Source organism: Pseudopedobacter saltans DSM 12145, from assembly GCF_000190735.1.
Classification (GTDB): Bacteria; Bacteroidota; Bacteroidia; order Sphingobacteriales; family Sphingobacteriaceae; genus Pseudopedobacter; species Pseudopedobacter saltans.
The window spans coordinates 1,356,604-1,375,839 of sequence record NC_015177.1; the positions used below are offsets into that span (position 1 = coordinate 1,356,604).

18 protein-coding genes and 1 riboswitch are annotated in these 19,236 nt (G+C 37.8%); of the genes, 12 read left to right on the forward strand and 6 right to left on the reverse strand.

The window, feature by feature from the left end:
- Positions 1–276: 276 nt before the first annotated feature.
- Positions 277–789, forward strand: a complete 513-nt coding sequence (locus PEDSA_RS05710) for a hypothetical protein (RefSeq protein ID WP_013632210.1) — start codon at positions 277–279, stop codon at positions 787–789.
- A gap of 41 nt (positions 790–830) precedes the next feature.
- On the forward strand, positions 831–968 hold the full coding sequence (locus PEDSA_RS20255; RefSeq protein ID WP_013632211.1) for a hypothetical protein: 138 nt from the start codon (positions 831–833) through the stop codon (positions 966–968).
- Between the two features lie 676 nt (positions 969–1,644).
- On the opposite strand, the gene PEDSA_RS05715 is transcribed toward PEDSA_RS20255, so the two are convergent.
- Entirely contained in the window at positions 1,645–2,010 is a 366-nt protein-coding gene (locus PEDSA_RS05715; protein WP_013632212.1) for a hypothetical protein, read from the reverse strand.
- A gap of 538 nt (positions 2,011–2,548) precedes the next feature.
- On the opposite strand from PEDSA_RS05715, the gene PEDSA_RS05725 reads away from it, so the two are divergent.
- From PEDSA_RS05725 to PEDSA_RS05735, 3 genes are all read left to right on the forward strand, one after another.
- Positions 2,549–3,496, forward strand: coding sequence for an IS110 family RNA-guided transposase (locus PEDSA_RS05725; RefSeq protein ID WP_013632214.1), 948 nt, complete (start codon positions 2,549–2,551; stop codon positions 3,494–3,496).
- 400 nt (positions 3,497–3,896) lie between these two features.
- Positions 3,897–4,646: an SDR family NAD(P)-dependent oxidoreductase gene (locus PEDSA_RS05730; RefSeq protein ID WP_013632215.1), complete on the forward strand. Its 750-nt coding sequence runs from the start codon at positions 3,897–3,899 to the stop codon at positions 4,644–4,646.
- A gap of 187 nt (positions 4,647–4,833) precedes the next feature.
- On the forward strand, positions 4,834–5,337 hold the full coding sequence (locus PEDSA_RS05735; protein ID WP_013632216.1) for a DinB family protein: 504 nt from the start codon (positions 4,834–4,836) through the stop codon (positions 5,335–5,337).
- Between the two features lie 115 nt (positions 5,338–5,452).
- On the opposite strand, the gene PEDSA_RS05740 is transcribed toward PEDSA_RS05735, so the two are convergent.
- Positions 5,453–6,196 (reverse strand): dienelactone hydrolase family protein, encoded by a 744-nt coding sequence (locus PEDSA_RS05740; protein WP_041536986.1) that lies wholly within the window; start codon positions 6,194–6,196, stop codon positions 5,453–5,455.
- Positions 6,197–7,262: 1,066 nt separating this feature from the next.
- On the opposite strand from PEDSA_RS05740, the gene PEDSA_RS20260 reads away from it, so the two are divergent.
- The gene (locus PEDSA_RS20260) at positions 7,263–7,409 is read left to right on the forward strand and encodes a hypothetical protein (RefSeq protein WP_013632218.1); all 147 of its coding nucleotides are present in this window, start codon (positions 7,263–7,265) and stop codon (positions 7,407–7,409) included.
- A gap of 872 nt (positions 7,410–8,281) precedes the next feature.
- Here PEDSA_RS20260 and PEDSA_RS05745 read toward each other — a convergent pair.
- The 3 genes from PEDSA_RS05745 to mqnE are packed head-to-tail and all read right to left on the reverse strand — an operon-like array spanning position 8,282 to position 10,878.
- Positions 8,282–9,019, reverse strand: coding sequence for a menaquinone biosynthetic enzyme MqnA/MqnD family protein (locus PEDSA_RS05745; RefSeq protein WP_013632219.1), 738 nt, complete (start codon positions 9,017–9,019; stop codon positions 8,282–8,284).
- Between the two features lie 21 nt (positions 9,020–9,040).
- Positions 9,041–9,682, reverse strand: a complete 642-nt coding sequence (locus tag PEDSA_RS05750) for a histidine phosphatase family protein (RefSeq protein ID WP_013632220.1) — start codon at positions 9,680–9,682, stop codon at positions 9,041–9,043.
- On the reverse strand, positions 9,682–10,878 hold the full coding sequence (gene mqnE / locus PEDSA_RS05755) for an aminofutalosine synthase MqnE (RefSeq protein WP_013632221.1): 1,197 nt from the start codon (positions 10,876–10,878) through the stop codon (positions 9,682–9,684). The genes PEDSA_RS05750 and mqnE overlap by 1 nt, the downstream gene beginning before the upstream one ends.
- Positions 10,879–11,026: 148 nt before the next feature.
- Here mqnE and PEDSA_RS05760 point away from each other — a divergent pair, with 148 nt between their 5' ends.
- From PEDSA_RS05760 to PEDSA_RS05785, 5 genes are all read left to right on the forward strand, one after another.
- Entirely contained in the window at positions 11,027–12,139 is a 1,113-nt protein-coding gene (locus PEDSA_RS05760; protein ID WP_013632222.1) for a trans-sulfuration enzyme family protein, read from the forward strand.
- A 138-nt stretch (positions 12,140–12,277) separates the two neighbouring features.
- A riboswitch (SAM riboswitch) is annotated at positions 12,278–12,382 on the forward strand.
- A gap of 238 nt (positions 12,383–12,620) precedes the next feature.
- Complete coding sequence (locus PEDSA_RS05770; RefSeq protein ID WP_013632224.1) at positions 12,621–13,922, forward strand: O-acetylhomoserine aminocarboxypropyltransferase/cysteine synthase family protein; 1,302 nt, start codon at positions 12,621–12,623, stop codon at positions 13,920–13,922.
- Between the two features lie 252 nt (positions 13,923–14,174).
- Entirely contained in the window at positions 14,175–15,374 is a 1,200-nt protein-coding gene (locus tag PEDSA_RS05775) for a homoserine dehydrogenase (protein WP_013632225.1), read from the forward strand.
- A gap of 78 nt (positions 15,375–15,452) precedes the next feature.
- A complete protein-coding gene (locus tag PEDSA_RS05780) occupies positions 15,453–16,118 on the forward strand; it encodes a hypothetical protein (protein WP_013632226.1) in 666 nt (221 codons plus the stop codon).
- 824 nt (positions 16,119–16,942) lie between these two features.
- A complete protein-coding gene (locus tag PEDSA_RS05785) occupies positions 16,943–18,157 on the forward strand; it encodes an MFS transporter (RefSeq protein WP_013632227.1) in 1,215 nt (404 codons plus the stop codon).
- A gap of 41 nt (positions 18,158–18,198) precedes the next feature.
- Here PEDSA_RS05785 and PEDSA_RS19810 read toward each other — a convergent pair whose 3' ends face one another.
- Positions 18,199–18,333 (reverse strand): amidohydrolase family protein, encoded by a 135-nt coding sequence (locus tag PEDSA_RS19810; RefSeq protein ID WP_083811772.1) that lies wholly within the window; start codon positions 18,331–18,333, stop codon positions 18,199–18,201.
- Between the two features lie 34 nt (positions 18,334–18,367).
- Here PEDSA_RS19810 and PEDSA_RS05790 point away from each other — a divergent pair, with 34 nt between their 5' ends.
- Entirely contained in the window at positions 18,368–19,189 is an 822-nt protein-coding gene (locus PEDSA_RS05790; RefSeq protein WP_013632228.1) for an alpha/beta hydrolase, read from the forward strand.
- Positions 19,190–19,236: the final 47 nt, after the last annotated feature.

Sequence of the window (19,236 nt, forward strand, 5' to 3'; positions counted from 1 at the left end):
CAATTGCCACATAATAAGCTTTACTGCTGTTTTCGCTACAGCGGATATAGATAATCCTACAACGACTAGATAACTGGCAATTTTCACTAGCAGTCTTAAATCAAGTTCTTCAGTTCCTGAAATTTTATTGTAAGCCGTTGGTACTCCAATTAAAGCTATTCACGAAGCAAATGCCCAATTACCAAATCCTATTAACCTGAGTTCGGGTTAAGCAGCTAATAATAATTGCTTATAATTAAAAAACTAAACAATTAACTAATAAAATAATACCACAACATGAAATCTATTAAATTACTTCTATTTATTTCGCTGATTACTTTTGCGGTTACATCATGCAAAAAAGATGATAGTGATGCAAAAGACGAAGAACTACAATCAGAATACTATTTCACTTATAAGGTAAATGGTACAACAGTGACCTCTACAGAATTTTCTGCACTAAGAGGCAATGAAGGAGACAGCAAAACTTTCACACTTCTGGCTTCAGGAAAAGAAGGAGCCAATCCAAAGTTTAAATTTTATTTCGTTGAGAACTTTATTGGTATTGTACTGGGATTAACCATAGGTGCTGATAAAACTTCCGGCATCAGCTTTCTTGAATATACAAACAACGCCGGGCTTTTATTTACCACCGAAAACGATAATGAAGGCGGAAGTCTTTCTTTGTTTGATGTTACCTACAAAAAAGATGGAGTAGCCGCAGGTATCTTCCATGGATACGTCACTTCAAAAAATAATGATAGAGTAGAAATAACCGAAGGAAAATTCAAAGTGAAATTTTCCAACTAATAGACCTTTGTTTAAACTGATTACACATAAATGGAGACAACATGAAGATAACTTTAGAAGACAGTGCATTAGCCCTTAATCTGACTATTATAGAACTTAGCGAAACTACGCTTAAGTACAGCGGAAAACACCCTTTCTACGATAATTTAACAGTGGTATTTACATTTACAGCCCAATAAAAGACTATTAATGACTGCGTGTGTACCTCCATACGCAAACCTGCATTTCCAATGAACGGAAATGCAGGTTATTATAAATATTCTCATTAAGCATCCAACATTAACTCCGCTCCCAACTTCGATCTCCAGACTTACTACTTCCACACCCCAACAACGTCACTCTGAGGCTCTCGAAGGGTTCCTCTTTAAACTTTCCTCTTTTTACTGACTATCAACTACCCGACTTCCGTCCCCCCGACCCCGGACTTACTACTTATCACTTCTGTCCCTTCATTTTTTGGCCTTCTCCATGAGGGAGAAGGTGCCCAAAGGGCGGATGAGGGGGCCGGATTGCGCCATTTAAAGATTTATCCAGAAAGCTAAGTTTGCCCAGGGTCTTCTTTCAGAAAGCCCCCCGCTCGGACAACAATCTAAAACATAGTGAACTATTTCAACTAATGAACTATATTGCTACTCCCACTATACCAGCACTATACTCCCAGTATATTCCCACCTTAGTACCACTCACCCATACAGGTGTTATAACATACTCCTATTCCCCCTTATAAACAGACTATATAACACTTAAACAATTACTAAAATAAAACAACAATAATAAACTGTTTTACAGCATTAATATAAAACAAAAAAAGCCGAAAGAAAATCCTTCGACTTTTGTATCCTGATTACCTAAGGACTATTTCTTCCCGTCTTTTTTCATGTGCTTTTCATTTTCCATTTTCCAGGCATCGTATTTTTGCTTTTGAGATTCATTTAGTTCAGACCTGATCTTAGCATCAGTTTCTTCATGAATTTTCATCATTTCGGCTTTATTACTCATGCCTTCCTTATTTCTTTTAGCCATCGACATAGACTCTTCCAAATAGATATCCTCTATTCTTTTCGTCTGATCTCTATTCAGATCCAATTTTTGAGCTAATTTCTCAGCTTTCATTTTTGCTTTGGCTTCAGAGCTTTCTGCTTTTTTATGACCCGCATTTTGTGCTTGTGCAAATGTTACTACACCGAATAACAATCCGCAGATAATTAATAACTTTTTCATCTTATTTTAATTAATTTTTGAAATACACTGATAGCCGCAACTAATTACATACCAAAATATTAGGAATTTCATTTTTGTATACCTGATTAAGGAAGATTGTAAACCGGATGTAATGCATAAAGCATATGAGGCGGTAAGGAGTAAAGAGCAAGGAACAATGACTAATGTGCCTAAAGCATTCCTTTGGAAAACTAAAAAACCAGTTAACACCCCATTAAACATTAAACATCAAACATTCAACATTATATCCGTTCCTACTTTCTTGACAATGAACTCCCCCATCGTGTCATCGTAAGTTTGTAGGAAGAAGTTTGGAAAAGATTAAACGGAATATAATTTTGTTCAGTTAATAAGATCCAGCAGAGAGAAGGAATAAGACTTTAATTTGTCATTAGTCATTATAGACTCTTCGAGATGTTAGTCCCCTTCTCTCATTCTTATTATAACTTGGACAGTTCATTAGGCCTCAGGAGCCTGTTTTTACGATTGATAAGTCACGATAAGAAAGCTGTGATCCTCATTTTACGATTTTACAAATATGATAACAGGGATCGATTGTTCAAAGGATTATTTTGACATTGCAGTTTTAAAAGAAGGCAAATCAGCTTTCAAAGGCAGATTTACAAACAACTTAAAAGGTTTTAAGGATATGCTGCCGCATATTCTGGATACCCATGTGGCGATGGAAGCCACAGGCCCATATTATTTCCAATTGGCAAGATTTTTATATGATTCAGGAATAAGAGTTTCGGTAGTCAACCCATTGGTTATACGCAGGTTTGCACAGATGCGAATGTCCAGGGCAAAAACAGATAAGAAAGATGCAATGGTCATAGCAGAGTTTGCACAGATGACCAGCCCCAGGTTATGGGAGCCGCCCACGGCGGCAATACAAAGCATCCGTAACCTTGAGACCTATCTTGAAGGACTAAAACAACGAAGGCATATGTTGTCCAGCCAGTTGCATGCATTTGAGGCAGCAGGTACAATAGATAAGTTATTATACAATGAGATCAAGGAGGAAGTGGAAAGCCATGATAAAAGGATTAAGGAGAAAGAGCGCCAGATAGATGGATTGATAAAGCAGCATTATGAAGAAATGGCTGGTAATATCAGAAGTATACCAGGTATAGGGCCAAGAAGTGTCTCTATGCTGATTATTGCTACAGATGGTTTTAGTATGTTTGAAAACTATAAGCAGGTCATATCTTACTTTGGACTAGCCCCAAGGATATATGAATCAGGTACAAGTGTGAAAGGCAAAGGGCATATCTGCAAAATGGGAATGGGACAGGTTAGAAAAGTATTATACATGGCTGCTACTTCTGCAATACGTTGCAACAAGGCCTGTAAAGATCTCTACGAAAGGTTGAGGGATAAAGGAAAACCTTACCGGGTAGCACTGATAGCAGCAGTAAATAAACTTATTAAGCAAGTATTTGCCATAGCTAAATCAGGAGAACCTTATAAAGCACAATTTGGCTAATGCTAAATTAAACAGAATATTATTTTAGTGAATTTTAACTTTTTATTTGGATTTAAACACAGTTCATCCCGACCGCAGCGGAGGGATCTCCGCGTTCATCTACGCACACCGTTAATAAAAACAATGACCAAAGAACAAGGAAGAAAGATAAAGACTAATGACACTAATGAACTCAATAAACTAATATGCCAAAGACATCCCTTTGGAAAATTCTCAACCATGTACAATCAACGCTCTACTTTCAACTCCCTATTCACTAATGACTAATGTGCCGAAGGTTCCAAAGGAATCCATTTGGAAATACATTCGGACATCCCTTGGAAAACTAATGAACCAATGAACTTTTCTCTCTTTCCGGAATAAATCGTAAATTACCTTAATCACTAGAAAAACATACAAAATGGGAGAATTAGAAAACAAAGTAGCCCTTGTTACCGGAGCGGGCTCTGGCATAGGCTTAGCAGTTGCCTTGGCATATTCAAGACAAGGTGCTAAAGTAATGATTTCGGATATCAATGAAAATGCAGGACAAGCGGCAGTAAAGCGAATTGAAGAAGCGGGTGGAACTGCGGCTTTTTTTAAAGCGGATAGTTCGCTTCCTCAGGACAACGAAGCGCTGGTAAACGCAACATTGGATAAGTTTGGTAAGTTGGATATCGCTTGCAATAACGCAGGTATAGGTGGAGAGCTGGCTTTAACCGAAGCTTATGGCATAGATAGCTGGAAGAAAGTAATAGACATCAACCTGAATGGCGTTTTCTACGGTTGCAAATACCAATTGCTGGCGATGGAGAAAAATGGTAGCGGCGTTATCGTCAATATGGCTTCTATACACGGTATGGTAGCTGCCCCAATGTCCTCTGCTTATACTGCCGCCAAGCATGCGGTTGTTGGATTAACTAAAAATATTGGTGCAGAATACGGACCAAAAAACATTAGGTGCAATGCTGTTGGACCAGGCTATATTGATACACCTTTGCTTAGCCAGCTTGATGAAAGCCATAAAAAAGACTTAATAGCCAAACACCCTATAGGACGATTGGGAAAAGCAGAAGAGGTAGCCGAACTTGTTTTATTTTTAAGCTCGGAAAAATCTTCTTTTATGACCGGCGGGTATTATTTAATTGACGGTGGTTATACCGCAGTTTAAATCAAAGAGCGTTTATTAATTACTCGGCTTGTACGAAAAGGACAGGCCGATTTTTTGTTTAAACTCTCGTATTCCTTAAAAAGATCAATAACACATATAACCTTTCGCAATCCTTATTTAGAAGCAGGAATCACCACGCAAGATCAATCAGAATCTTATCTTTGCTATAAACTAGATTTAAAACAATATGGGTATCAAACAAAGCTTTTTAACTGAATTTGAAAAAGAGATTGCAAGCACTAAAAAACTAATAGCCTGCATACCAAATGACAAATGGGACTGGAAACCTCATGAAAAATCTATGAGTCTGGGAGAATTAGCGAAACACATTACCGAGCTTACCTCCTGGACAGCGAATATTACAGAAAAAGATAAGCTCAATTTTCATACAGATTATGCTCCTCTTACAGCAACAACAGCGGCTGAATTATTGGATTTACTAGACCAATACCAAGCCTTATGTAAGAATGCGCTTGAGAATTTTGATGATAACAGGTGGATGGAGAACTGGGCTTTAACTGCCGGCGACCATGTTATAGCCAACTTACCCAAAGTTGTAGCCAACAGATTCATTGTAAATAACCATATTTATCATCACAGAGGACAGCTTTCAGTATATCTTCGTATACTTGATGTTCCGATTCCTGGAATGTATGGCCCTTCTGCTGATGAAAGTAAAAAGAGCTTATAATAAGCTTAGATTTATCCGTAGAGATGTATCTTATATAACTCTACGGATTCTTTAATCAAAGACCTGTTTTGAAGAGCCTCGTATTTTATTAAACTGAACCTATCCTCTGCTCACCCTACTTACAAACCTCATCTAAAAACAGTAAAGTATGCTGCCATGAACGTCTAGCCATTTCAGGATTATAGTCCTTTGATTCCGGATTGGTAAAGGTATGCTTACTGTTAGCATAGTAAATCATTTGCCAATCAGCTTTGGCCGAGTTAAATTCCGTATACAGGTTCTCGATATCGCTTTTAGATACAGAAGCATCATCGGCGCCGTGTAACACCAGAATTTTTGTATTTAACTTTCCATTTGGTCGGGCTTTATCTTTGGACAGACCGCCATGTATAGAAACTACACCGGCAACCGGTAAAAGGCCCCGGGCTGCCTCTAAAGCTCCGCTTCCACCGAAACAGTAGCCAATCACCGCCAGCTTATCTGGTTTCGCTCCGGCTTTCTTCAGCTGCTCCAAAGCCAGACTGATTCTTTTCTGATAAGCACTGAAATCAGTTTTGTATTGAGTAGCTATTTTCGAAGCTTCTTCTCCGTTTTTTGGGATATTCCCTTCGCCATAGATGTCAGCAATAAAGGCAATATATCCTTTCTTTTCCAATTCCAAAGCGGCATTTTTAGCCTCCTGATCTATTCCCATCCATGCGGGAAGTATAAGAACGCCCGGTAATTTTTTTCCGGTATTAGCAGTAACCAAACCATTTAGCTTTTGTTGCCCATCGGCATAAGAAACCGCTTTTAAAGATTGCGCCGTTGCAGCATGTGCCATAGCAAGAAGGATTAGAAGATTGAATATTGTTTTCATGGTAATCTTATTTGTTAATTATAGCAATTTACTGATTTTCAATGGATGATAAAAGTATTTCATATTGATGTAAAACTATGCCAGTGAGACCCTGCCCGCCAACACAAGCTCACTACTAAGGCAGGCAGGCTTGGAGTACCTCAGATTAGTACCAACTAACCACAAACCATTCCCAAGAACGCTTTATGGCATTATAAGATTTGGAGACCCTGTCCCGACTTTACGTCGGGAGTAATCAGATAAATCTTTGTGCACTAACAACCAATAAGCAAATCCAAGCAATCCAATGTGCAGTAGAGAGCAACATAAAGCAATGACATTCACACATATCCGGATTGCGCAAATGAGAGATTTATCCAGATGGAGCGACAAATGTTATACGCCACGGCTTTTTTGGATACTTTTTCAGCTAAAGGAAAAATGCTTCAGCATTCTTGAAGGCCAAACAGAAATATAAAGGCCTTCTGAAAAAAGTTTCTAGGCCTGCTGGCTCCGAAGCGAGTTCGGGACAAGCTAATGAAGACGGAAAGCCCTGTGCAAGGGGAAAGAAAAGAGTAAAACAATGAAATATCGACGACAGAAGTCATTAACACAGAGATCCCTGCTGGCCGATACAAGACAGAGCTAAGGCAGGTAGGCTTCGACTGCTCAGGATGACAGCGTGGAGATGAGACAACGAAGATTAATTCACAGAACCATTCCCAAGAACGCTTTATGGCATTATAAGATTTGGAAGCCGTAATCAGATAAATCTTTGTGCACTAACAATAAAGCAAGAACAGGTCAAGCAATCCAATGTGTCGCAGAAAGTAACATAAAGCACTAACAAACATACATATCCGGATTGCGCTAATGAAAGATTTATCCAGATGGAGCGACAAAGATTATACGCCGAAGCATTTTGGTACTTTTTTGCTAAAAAGGACTAGACCTGTCCGGTCATTGAGGACGGAAAGCCTTGAGCGAGGGAAAAAGTTATAAGCAAAAATTTAAAAAAATCTACGGCAGAAGCTATTAACACAAATCTTTGTGCAGAAACAATAAATAAGCATAACCAAGCAATCCAATGTGCTGCAAAAAACAACATAAAGCAGTAGCATTCGCACATATCCGGATTGCACCAATTAAAGATTTATCCAGATGGAGCGACAAAGATTATACGTCGACGGCTTTCCTGCCTGCCGGCAAGGCAGGTTTGGTTCTTTTCAGCTGAAGGGAATTGCTTTAGCATTCTTGAAGGCCATTATAGAAACGTCAAATACTTTCCGAAAAAAGAACTAGTGTGATGTCAACAATAATATATCGTATTTGATTGTCGCCATGAGCGGGGTCTAAGGGGCATTCGCAAAGGCTTCGACTCCGCTCAGCCTGACAAAACACGGTTTGACACAACACGCAGGGTAACGAAAAGAGGGTTAAGATAAGTACAAACTAACCACAAACCATTCCTAAGAACACCCTTGGCATTATAAGATTTGGAAGCCGTAATCAGATAAATCTTTGTGCACTAACAATAAAGCAAGAACAGGTCAAGCAATCCAATGTGTCGCAGAAAGTAACATAAAGCAATGATATTCACACATATCCGGATTGCGCAAATGAAAGATTTATCCAGATGGAGCGACAAATGTTATACGCCGAAGCATTTTGGTACTTTTTTGCTAAAAAGGACTAGACCTGTCCGGTCATTGAGGACGGAAAGCCTTGAGCGAGGGAAAAAGTTATAAGCAAAAATTTAAAAGAATCTACGGCAGAAGCTATTAACACAAATCTTTGTGCAGAAACAATAAATAAGCATAACCAAGCAATCCAATGTGCTGCAAAAAATAACATAAAGCAGTAGCATTCGCAAATATCCGGATTGCACCAATTAAAGATTTATCCAGATGGAGCGACAAATGTTATACGCCACGGCTTTTTTGGATACTTTTTCAGCTGAAGGGAAAATGCTTCAGCATTCTTGAAGGCCAAACAGAAATATAAAGGCCTTCTGAAAAAAGTTTCTAGGCCAGCCGCCGGCCATGAGGCGGACTAACTTTCATAATTTGCATAAGCAGCATCCCTTTGTCCAGAAACAACTAAACACTACAACTCCTTCATATACTGATGAAAAAGAGCCAGAGCCTCTTTCTTTTTATCATTAAGATGAAAATCTAAATCAGAGTGAAGATATTGACGCAAGTCGAAGCCCTCATAAGGGGGTAAATCCGATAAAACGTCATCAATATGGTCAATGCCGTACTTAAAAGCTTCGTTCAGTTCTTTAATAAAATCATCAGGAAGTTTTTTATTACTTACCCAGGCGGCAAAAACAAAAGGCAATCCGGTAAACTTCATCCACTCTTCGGCTAAATCATATACATATTTAAATTGCTGCTTTTTACCGAATGTCCTGTCTCCTATTTGTACAAAAGCGGTATGCTCCTGTATGGAAGCACCATAGTCTTCCGCATTGATAATCTTAACCGGATTAATCTTCCAGAAATTCTTCATCAAGACCAAGGCTAGATTATTGGACGACCGCGATTCCGGGTCCAGTTGAATAAACTCCACCTCTTCAATTGGGCAATTGCTAAATACAAAGACCGAATTAACTTTCCCGGTAGCGCCAATACAATAATCAGAAATAATATGGTATTCTTCCAGTTTTAAAATAGCTGCTACCGGAATTAGCCCGACATCGGCCTTGTCTTCAATGAGTTTTTGCGCACATAAAGCCGGATAATCCACCTTCAAATCTATTTTCTCTCTAAGGGGAGAATTCTCTAAGCCGTACAAAAAAGGTTTGGTATTCGTATAGCTAACTACCGAAAAACGAATCATAAAAAAGCAATTAAAATAAACCTAATCTTTGATTAGCTCCAAATGTTCCAAACTGTTAAAAGTTTCTATTTCATACTTCCCATCAGCATAATTTAAAATATACAGGGATGTATTCTGGTGAGGGAAATGATCCATTTCCTTTAGTGGTCTTCCGGTAAGCTGGCATAATAACAAGCGTATAGCCCTGCCATGCATACAAATTAATATTGTTTTCTCGTTTTCCTTTTCTTCGGAAACGATATAATTCATAGCTTCCTCTTGTCTGGCATAAACATCAAGTGGACTTTCTCCACCTTGCGGCTTAACACTATAATCACCACTATTCCATGCTTCGACTATTTTCTCGAATTCATTTCTGATTTCTGTTGAAATACTTTGCCCTTCATGTTTTCCCCAGTCCATTTCGTCCAATCCTGGCAACTGCTCCCAGGGCAAAGGAATAGCTAAAAAATCCCGAACTGTCTGATGAGTTCTCTTTAACTTGGAAGTATAGACTTTATCAAATGGCACTGATTTATAGAATTCAAAAAATGCTCTGCCTTGTGCTCTGCCTTTTTCATTTAAATCTGCATCTATTCCTCTCCCCTGTACAAGGCCTGCTTTATTATAATCGGTTTCTCCGTGACGGATAATATAAATCTTCTTCTTATCTGTAGTACTCATTATGAATTAATTACGGGTAAACTGTAGAATTTAGGTTTTACTTCCTCTTCAAACTCAAAATCCGTATAGTCGTTTATCACATTATATAAAGTATCTCTTTCTATCGGTTTACGTCCCACATCTTTAATCAGTTTGACCAATTGTTGCGTACTCATAGCTGGCGTTTGCTCCTCGGCACCGGCCATCGAATAAATTTTAGTGGTATCATCCAGGGTACCATCTATATCATCAACACCAAAATTGAGGGAAAGCTGTGCGGTATTTCTACTGATCATTGCCCAGTAAGCCTTTATATGATCAAAATTATCCATATAGATACGCGCAATAGCATAATTACGTAAATCTTCTACCACACTTACTTCAGGAATATCCGACATCTGATTATCCTTGTTCCTAAATTTAAGAGGGATAAAAGCTTGAAAACCTCCGGTCTTATCCTGTAGCTGGCGCAGGCGTTCCATATGGTCTACACGATGCCAGAACTCTTCGATATGACCATAAAGCATGGTTGCATTAGATCTCATACCCAATTTATGTGCCTGCTCATGAATATCCAGCCATTGCTCAGCAGTACATTTATCGTGTGCAATCTTTTCCCGTACTTCCGGATGAAAAATTTCGGCTCCACCGCCTGGCATAGAATCCAAACCGGCTTCCTGCATATATTTCATACCATCGTAATGGGATAATTTCGCTTTCTTAAAAATGTAATAGTATTCAACAGGCGTTAAAGCTTTGATATGCAAGTCGGGACGGTGAGCTTTGCTTCTTCTGAAAAAATCGGCATAAAAATCCAGATTTTGCTTTGGAACCACTCCCCCTGTAATATGTACCTCGGTAACAGGTTCTCCATCGTATTTCTTTACAATGTCCATCATACCGTCGACATCCATTTCCCACCCCTCTTCACGCTGCTTGATCATTCTGGAGTAGGAACAGAACTTACAATCATAAACACAGATATTGGTAGGCTCGATATGGAAATTCCTATTAAAATAGGTTAAATCTCCGTGTCTTTTATTACGTATATAATCTGCCAGCGTACCTAAATACGGAAGGTCTGCATTTTCATAAAGAAAAACCCCTTCATCAAAACTAATTCTCTCCTGATTGCTAACTTTTGCTGCTATAGTTCTTAAAGTTGGATCTAAGTTCTTGTTATTAAGAAGAGTCTCTATTTGATGGTTGTTATTCATCAGCAATTTTTTTTCTCAAAAATAGTAAATAATAGTATGTGGTAGGTTTTTTTAATGTAAAGAACTTATAAACAGAAATAAAAAATCATTTTGAAAAACTATTTCATTTCTAATTTTCTAATTTAGCTGCAATTCAAATCAACTCCACATGAAAATTGAAACCATATCTATACATGCTGGAAATAAATTAGATGAAGATAGCCGGGCAGTTACACAACCCATTGTTTTGTCCAGTACTTTCGAAAGAGGGAAAGACGGCGGCTACCCTTCTGGTTACATGTATAGCCGGATTGACAATCCGAACAGAAAATCGTTAGAAAACGTTATTGCCAAATTGGAAAACGGTGCCGATTGTTGCGCATTCGCAACCGGGAACACGGCCGGGATGTCGGTCTTCCAGTGTTTAGAACCCGGTAGTCATGTAATATGTCCTGATGACATGTACCATGGCTTAAGAAATCAACTGAAATTTGTTTTTAAAGGTATAATTGACCTTGATTTTGTCGACTTAACCCAGATAGATGAAATAGAAAAGTATGTAAAGGGCAATACGCGAATGATTTGGGTGGAAACTCCGTCCAATCCTTTATTGAAAATTGCAGATATTACAGCTATTGCTGTCATCGCAAAAAAACATAACTTAAAACTGGTTGTAGACAATACCTTTGCTACACCATATGGGCAACAGCCTTTGGCTTTGGGTGCAGATTTGGTTATGCATTCGACCACCAAATTTCTAAATGGGCATTCTGATGTTTGTGGTGGCGCGGTAGTTAGCAAGGAAAAAGATGCCTTTTGGGAGAAAATGCGAAACTTACAGGTTTTAGGCGGCGCTGTACCTTCCCCTTTCGACTGTTATCTGGTTACCAGAGGTATCAAAACGCTGGCATACAGAATGCGTGGGCATGAATATAATGCTTTTGAACTGGCAAAATACCTGGAAGCTCATCCTGCTATCGAACGCGTATTTTATCCGGGATTAAAATCTCATCCACAGTTCGATTTAGCCAGCAAACAAATGACCTCTTTTGGCGGAATGCTATCGTTTTGTGTTAAAGCGGGTGAAGAAGCAGCCAGATCTCTGGTAAATAATGTGAAGATTTTTACGCAGGCAACAAGTCTGGGTGGCGTAGAAAGCTTGCTTGAACATCGTTATTCTATTGAAGGTCCGGATTCTAAAACGCCTAAAAACTTAATCAGAGCATCTGTAGGATTGGAAAACCTGGAAGACCTGATAGCCGATTTGGATAAAAATTTATAGTCCAAAATGCGTTTTATCTAAAAAATTCAAAGTGAATTACAAAAATTCCGAATTTAATTTGGAAGTATAAAAGATTATTTGCTAAGTTTGCACACATTGGTTTTAATACCAAGATCAATTCCTCTTTTAAAAGGTCTTGATTTATAAAGAAGTGGTAAGAGATCAGGCTCTGAGACCCACTGGCAACCTTCCAGCAAAAACGGAAAAGGTGCCAAATCCTGCCCCGAAAGGGAAATATAAATATTTAAAGACATGAAAAAAGCTATTTTAAACAATTCTGAAAAATCACATCAACTTCATATAACGGACGTTAGTGGCTATACCCTATCTATGGCTAATTGTTGTATGTGTTGCTGTATGTGCTAATTTCCCCGGCACTGCAAATCTTTGCCTATATTGCAGGTAATTTGCAATAGAATTGATGCAAATGCATAATCCAAAAAAAAACAGAATTAATTTAAACTTTTAATCTAAAAAAGAAATGTCAACACAAAATTTGAAATTTGAAACTTTACAAGTACACGCGGGACAAGAAGTAGATCCAACAACAGGTTCTAGAGCAGTTCCTATATATCAAACCACATCTTACGTTTTTAACAGCAACGAACACGGAGCAAACCTTTTTGCATTGAAGGAATTTGGGAATATCTATACCCGAATCATGAATCCTACTACTGATGTATTCGAGAAACGAGTTGCTGCTTTAGAAGGTGGTGTTGCCGCTTTAGCGACTTCTTCTGGTCAGGCTGCCCAGTTTCTTGCAATTACAAATATCCTGCAAGCGGGAGATAACTTTGTAACTACAGGTCGCCTTTATGGAGGGACTTACAATCAGTTTAAAGTTCAATTTAAACGTTTGGGTATCGAAGCCAGATTCGCGAAAGACGATAATCCGGAATCTTACGAAGAATTAATTGACGAAAATACTAAAGCCTTATATGTAGAGACTATTGGAAATCCTGAACTAAATATTCCTGATTTCGATGGCATAGCTGCAGTTGCGAAAAAACATGACATCCCTTTTATTGTAGATAATACATTTGGTGCTGGTGGTTATTTATTCAGACCGATAGAGCATGGTGCCAATATTGTGGTTGAAGCAGCTACAAAATGGATTGGTGGACACGGAACAAGCATTGGTGGTGTGATTGTTGACGCCGGAAATTACAACTGGGGTAATGGAAAATTCCCTCAATTCTCTGAGCCTTCTGAAGGTTATCATGGACTGGTTTTCTCTGATGTATTTGGTGTTAATGGTCCTTTCGGAAACATTCAGTTTATCATCAGAGCAAGAGTAGAAGGTCTTAGAGATTATGGTTGCTCTCAATCTCCTTTCAATTCGTTCTTATTGATTCAGGGATTGGAAACTCTTTCTTTAAGAGTACAAAGACACGTTGATAATACATTAGAATTGGCAAAATGGTTAGAAACGCATCCGAAAGTAAAATCGGTAAATTATCCCGGTCTGGAGTCTTCTCCTTATCATGCGTTGGCTAAAAAGTATCTGAAAAACGGTTTCGGTGGTGTCTTATCTTTCGAAGTTATTGGAGATAAAGAAAATGCGACCAAGGTTATCAATGCGCTTAAATTAACCAGTAATCTGGCAAATGTGGGAGACGCAAAAACGTTGATTATCCAGCCTTCCGCAACTACACACCAACAGTTAAGTGAGCAGGAGCAAATTGCTGCAGGTGTAAAACCAGCTGCATTAAGGGTTTCTGTTGGTATAGAGCATATAGACGATATCAAAGCTGATTTCGAACAAGCACTTGCTGCTATCTAAGGAAAATTGATTTATTGCTTTGCCGGTTAAATACCCGGCAAAGCAAATCAACTAAGACATTATCATAGAGATAAACATTCAAAAAATCCTATATAGTCAGTCCTGTCGACGTAGCCTTTGCAAATGTTTTAGTGTAATTTCTGAGAATATCAAATAATAAATTCAAATAAATCTGGATACTTTTTCCTACCGGAATAGCCTGTTGGTTCTATTCCTAATGCGAGAGAAGTGACCAATAATTTACGTATAACAATGGGAAAAAAATTAAATATTGGCCTTTTTGGCTTCGGCGTTGTTGGACAGGGTCTGTACGATATCTCGGTGTCAAAGAACTTAAATTTCGAGTTTAAGAAAATAGCTATTAAAGATCCTTCTAAAAAGAGAACTTTGCCCGAATCTTTGTTTACCACAGATAAAGAAGAGATTCTGAACGACCCCGAAATCAATACCATTATCGAGTTAATTAATGATGCCGAAGCGGCTTACGAAATCGTAACCGAGGCATTGAAGAAAGGGAAAAATGTGGTTTCTGCCAATAAAAAGATGATTGCTATTCATTTGAAAGAACTGGTTGCCTTTCAGGAAGAATACGGCACATCGCTTTTATATGAGGGGTCTGTCTGTGGAAGTATTCCTATCATCAGAAATCTGGAAGAATACTACGATAACGAATTGCTCTTTGCTATCAGCGGTATTTTTAATGGTTCTTCAAACTATATTCTTTCTAAAGTATTTAACGAAAACCAATCTTATGATTCGGCTCTAAAAAAAGCGCAGGACCTGGGTTTTGCAGAAACAAATCCTATTCTTGACGTTGGTGGGTATGATCCAAAGTTTAAAGTTGCCATCGCCGCAGCACATGCCTATGGAATTTTTGTAAACCCGGATGATATACTGAATATTGGTATCCAGAATTTAAACAATAATGATTTAAAATATGCCAGAGAAAAGGGACAGAAGATAAAACTTGTTCCCATCGCCAAAAAGTTAAATGAGGCAACCGTTGGGATTTATGTTTTACCCAAATTGGTATCTAAAGACGATTTTTTGTTTAATGTAGAAAACGAATATAACGGTGTTAGCGTTCAGGCTGCATTTGCCGATCAGCAGTTTTTCTTTGGTAAAGGAGCTGGCGGCCACCCTACCGGTGCGGCAGTATTTTCAGATATTTCCGCTTTGAGGTATGATTACAAATACGAATATAAAAAAGCCAAACAAAATCTCGGCTTAAGCCTGGACAACAATGTGGGGATAGAAGTTTATTTCAGGTTTAACTCTGCTGAATTATTGAAAGAAATCAATTTCAATGACGTTTCAGAAAGTTACAATTCAAAAAACTATAATTACGTTGTAGGGACATTAACCATTGCAGAGCTGATAGCAAAAAAGGAAATCATTTTAAATGATGGCGCCTTTGTAGCGGAGACGGGAAAGAGAGAAGTGAATCATTGATTATGGAAGTCATAATAATTCGTGAATTTTATGGCTTTTTCTTCTTCGCTCTTAACTTTAAAATATAAATAAAAACAGATGAAGATTTCTATAAAAAAACTCAGATCTATAATTTTAATCCTTTTGATTAGCCTTTCAACAAAAAGCGATGCGGATTATACACCCTATTCTTTAAGTGAATTGATTGTAAAAGCTGATATCATAGCCTACGGAACCATTATAAATTTGAATAATGAAACCATCACCTTCAAAATAGACAAAAGTTTAACGGGTGAAAAAGGAAATTTACAAATTCACCAATTTAAAGAATGGGAGTGTGCAGCGCGATGGACTAAATACGAAATAGGGCAACATCTATTTCTATTTCTAAAGAAAAAGGGTGAAAATATTTTTGCTTTAGGTTCCGGAAATGAAGGAGAATTACCAATAGTTAACTCTTCAGTTTATTTTGGAGATTTCTTTAGCTATTCTAAACTTTTAAATAACACAGATGGAATAATAAAACGAGATCGAAAGACATATATGCGTAAAGGTGTAATGTTATATGGGAATTTATATAGAAATTGTATCGAATGGGACTTAAAAGATTTCACATCAAGTATCTCATTATTTAGAAACTGTATTAGTTACGTTGACGATCCTAAAAAATATCTGATAACATGGGATACCAAATGTGATTATGACAAAATTAGAGATTTAGCCAATAGTAATGCTCTTTTTTACTATTTATGCGGCATATGGTAAATCATATGAACAAATTTAATCTGATCTGCTGCAAGGTCTTCTTGCAGAAAAAACCTGCTTGAACAGAAATGTAAGCCTATTTTGTGTCCACACGATAGGATTAATCGGAACAGGCTCTGGCAAAGACACAAATAGAAGCGTCACTGCTCCAAAGGAGTTCCTTTCGGAACGAGCTCGCGAAGCAGTCTCTATGCTACATGTTTTTTTAATTATTCTGTCCGTAGCATTATTCTGTCCGTAGTCTTGTGTGAAGGAAAAGAGATAAAGGGGACTACGGATTATTAAATAACGAAGAGTCTCCGACTCATTATCAGCTCAAAACCACTCTACAGGTCTTCAGGACATATACCTTTTCTCATTATTGTTGCGTATATTAGTAATTAGGATTATATTTAATACCCTTGTATTAAATATAATCCTAATTTGTTTCTACCTTTTTCTATTTACCCAAACCAAGATTTATAACTCCACCTATAATCCACCTATAGTCCACCTTTCATCCACATATACCCCACGTTATCTGGCTTATACCTTGCACTATCCTATAGCTATTCCTTTACTATACCCCTACTTTATAACAACAATATATCATATAAAAGAGGACAATTCCACAATATATTTCCTGTTCATACCTCTCCTCTCCAATCAAATAATTACAAAAAATGATCCGCTCATCTTATTGTAAAATTTAGCGATATATAAAGTTTGATCACTTAAAACAAAAAACAAGCGAATACCTTTGCCGGGTATTTTGATAATACTGTTATTTCCTACTCCCGTCCAGGGATAAATAACAGCTATTTCGCATCTTCTATTTTTTACGCATGATTACAACACATACGCTTGATAACAAACCCAAAAACGAATCGATAGCTACCTTACTGGCTTTTATATTACTGCCTTTATCTGGTCTGGCTACCGATATCTATATTCCATCTTTACCTAGTATGGCCAAATCTCTGGCTATCAGCGACACCCACGTACAGGCTACATTAAGTCTCTTCCTGATAAGTTATGGGGTTTCACAGCTTTTTATAGGTAGCATTTTAGACAGTTTCGGACGTTATAAACTCTCTCTTTATGCTTTGTTAATTTTCGCTTTAGCCAGCCTGGTTATTGCCTCCACCCATAATATCTATCTGATTTATTTGATGCGGATTATACATGGAATTACTACCGGAGCTATTATTGTGGCTAAAAGAGCCTATTTTGTAGATATGTATCAGGGTGAAAAGCTAAAACATTACTTAAGCTTATTTACCATTATATGGTCTTCCGGTCCTATAGTTGCTCCTTTTGTGGGCGGTTATCTGCAAACAGCATTTGGCTGGGAATCTAATTTCTATTTTCTGGCATTCTATGGTTTTCTGATGTTTGTGCTGGAATGGCTGTACAGTGGCGAAACTATTAAATCTTACAGCGAATTTAAGTTAAAGAAAATCACTTCAATTTATATCGATATGATTAAAACCAGCAGCTTTTCTCTTGGAATTGTGATGCTGGGACTAGCCTACAGTATGGTAATGGTTTACAATATGACCGGACCTTTTATACTGGAACATGAAATGCATTTGAGTCCGGTTATTGTGGGTTATAGCTCCTTATTTTTAGGATTGGCATGGATGACCGGTGGCTTTATCAGTAAGGGTGTGCTCCATTTTCCCTTTTATCATAAAATGGGGGTTAATCTGGGACTTCAATTGGCATTCGCTGTAATAATGCTCATCACTTCGGCTTATGTATCAAATATCTTTACAATCCTGTTCTTTGCTTTTCTGATACATACTTCGGCAGGCTTTACTTTTAACAATTATTTTTCTTATTGTCTGGCCAGATTCCCTAAAAATGCAGGTATTGCCAGCGGACTAACAGGTGGTATTACCTATGTGATCGTGTCTTCACTGAGCTACGCTGTTGTTGCACTGTTTCCCGCACATGGCGAAACCGAACTCAGCTATAGCTATGCATCATTGATTATTCCTTCGGTTATCATCATGGCAATTATATATACTTTAAGAAAACCCGAAGAAATGGATTAAGGATAGATGCTCAAGACTGGCTATTTAGAACCTCTGTATTATCATTTATCCAAAGCAAAAACTGTGTTACCTTCTTTTATGGTTTCTACAACTTTGATATCTCTTAGCTTTTCCGGGTCGATACTCAGGGGATTTTGGTCCAGAATAACCAGATCTGCCAGTTTACCTTCTTTCAGGGAACCTTTCCTATCCTCTTCCTGATATTGCTACATGAAAAAATCTAACTCTTGTAACCTTAGGATTTTTCTTCCCTTACTATTCCTTCTGGGATTTAGCTCGAAATTATTCGCCATAAATCCAGGTAGAGATTATTATTTATCACCAGACTCCTTAGGTCTTCAATACCAGGAAGTAAGACTGAATACGTCAGATAACCTCAGTTTAAATTGCTGGGATATCTCTACAGATTCTTTAAAGAATAAGAATACAAGTATTGTAATTGCATATGGGGATTCCGGGAACATGGGATCTAATCTGTTTTTAGCAAAGACACTCTCGAATGAAGGTTACAAAGTTATATTATTCGATTATAGGGGATTTGGTAAAAGCGACGATTTTGTCATTCAAAAAGACATGCTTTATTACAATGAGTTTTGCGAGGATTTAAAAACGGTGTTAAACTATGCAAAAAAAAGATATCCTCAGCATAAAACCGGTATTTTTGGTTTATCTATGGGCACCGCCATTGCAATACAAACTGTACAAAAAAAAGAAATAGATTTTCTGATTGGCGATGGCGTAATTTATGATCCGACAATTATAAAAAACCGACTGCTATCATTATTTAACAAAGAAGTACGGCTTCCGGGAGGAGCAGAAAAAGTAAAAACATTATATAGTACAAATCAAACTAAGATATTGCTTTTTGCGGGAAGACAGGATATCATCACCAACCTTGCCGATGCGGAGGAAATATTAAAACTAAATTCCCAAATCACAACTTTGGTTACTTATGTTGGCAACCACCTGGCAGCGGAAGATTCTTTGGGTACCGAATTATTTTTAGAAAAAATCAGACAGTTTCTAAAATAGTCTTTGCTTCCTGTCCACACAGAATCTATTCAAATAAAAAAAAACCG

What these genes read in the sequence shown, in the direction of transcription:
- PEDSA_RS05740 (WP_041536986.1), bottom strand. Translation starts at nt 6,196, where the DNA reads ATGAAAACAATATTCAATCTTCTAATCCTTCTTGCTATGGCACATGCT.
- PEDSA_RS05775 (WP_013632225.1), top strand. Translation starts at nt 14,175, where the DNA reads ATGGGAAAAAAATTAAATATTGGCCTTTTTGGCTTCGGCGTTGTTGGA.
- PEDSA_RS05735 (WP_013632216.1), top strand. Translation starts at nt 4,834, where the DNA reads ATGGGTATCAAACAAAGCTTTTTAACTGAATTTGAAAAAGAGATTGCA.
- PEDSA_RS05730 (WP_013632215.1), top strand. Translation starts at nt 3,897, where the DNA reads ATGGGAGAATTAGAAAACAAAGTAGCCCTTGTTACCGGAGCGGGCTCT.
- mqnE (WP_013632221.1), bottom strand. Translation starts at nt 10,878, where the DNA reads ATGAATAACAACCATCAAATAGAGACTCTTCTTAATAACAAGAACTTA.
- PEDSA_RS05715 (WP_013632212.1), bottom strand. Translation starts at nt 2,010, where the DNA reads ATGAAAAAGTTATTAATTATCTGCGGATTGTTATTCGGTGTAGTAACA.
- PEDSA_RS05725 (WP_013632214.1), top strand. Translation starts at nt 2,549, where the DNA reads ATGATAACAGGGATCGATTGTTCAAAGGATTATTTTGACATTGCAGTT.
- PEDSA_RS05790 (WP_013632228.1), top strand. Translation starts at nt 18,368, where the DNA reads ATGAAAAAATCTAACTCTTGTAACCTTAGGATTTTTCTTCCCTTACTA.
- PEDSA_RS05780 (WP_013632226.1), top strand. Translation starts at nt 15,453, where the DNA reads ATGAAGATTTCTATAAAAAAACTCAGATCTATAATTTTAATCCTTTTG.
- PEDSA_RS05745 (WP_013632219.1), bottom strand. Translation starts at nt 9,019, where the DNA reads ATGATTCGTTTTTCGGTAGTTAGCTATACGAATACCAAACCTTTTTTG.
- PEDSA_RS20255 (WP_013632211.1), top strand. Translation starts at nt 831, where the DNA reads ATGAAGATAACTTTAGAAGACAGTGCATTAGCCCTTAATCTGACTATT.
- PEDSA_RS05750 (WP_013632220.1), bottom strand. Translation starts at nt 9,682, where the DNA reads ATGAGTACTACAGATAAGAAGAAGATTTATATTATCCGTCACGGAGAA.
- PEDSA_RS05770 (WP_013632224.1), top strand. Translation starts at nt 12,621, where the DNA reads ATGTCAACACAAAATTTGAAATTTGAAACTTTACAAGTACACGCGGGA.
- PEDSA_RS05760 (WP_013632222.1), top strand. Translation starts at nt 11,027, where the DNA reads ATGAAAATTGAAACCATATCTATACATGCTGGAAATAAATTAGATGAA.
- PEDSA_RS20260 (WP_013632218.1), top strand. Translation starts at nt 7,263, where the DNA reads ATGTGCTGCAAAAAACAACATAAAGCAGTAGCATTCGCACATATCCGG.
- PEDSA_RS05710 (WP_013632210.1), top strand. Translation starts at nt 277, where the DNA reads ATGAAATCTATTAAATTACTTCTATTTATTTCGCTGATTACTTTTGCG.
- PEDSA_RS05785 (WP_013632227.1), top strand. Translation starts at nt 16,943, where the DNA reads ATGATTACAACACATACGCTTGATAACAAACCCAAAAACGAATCGATA.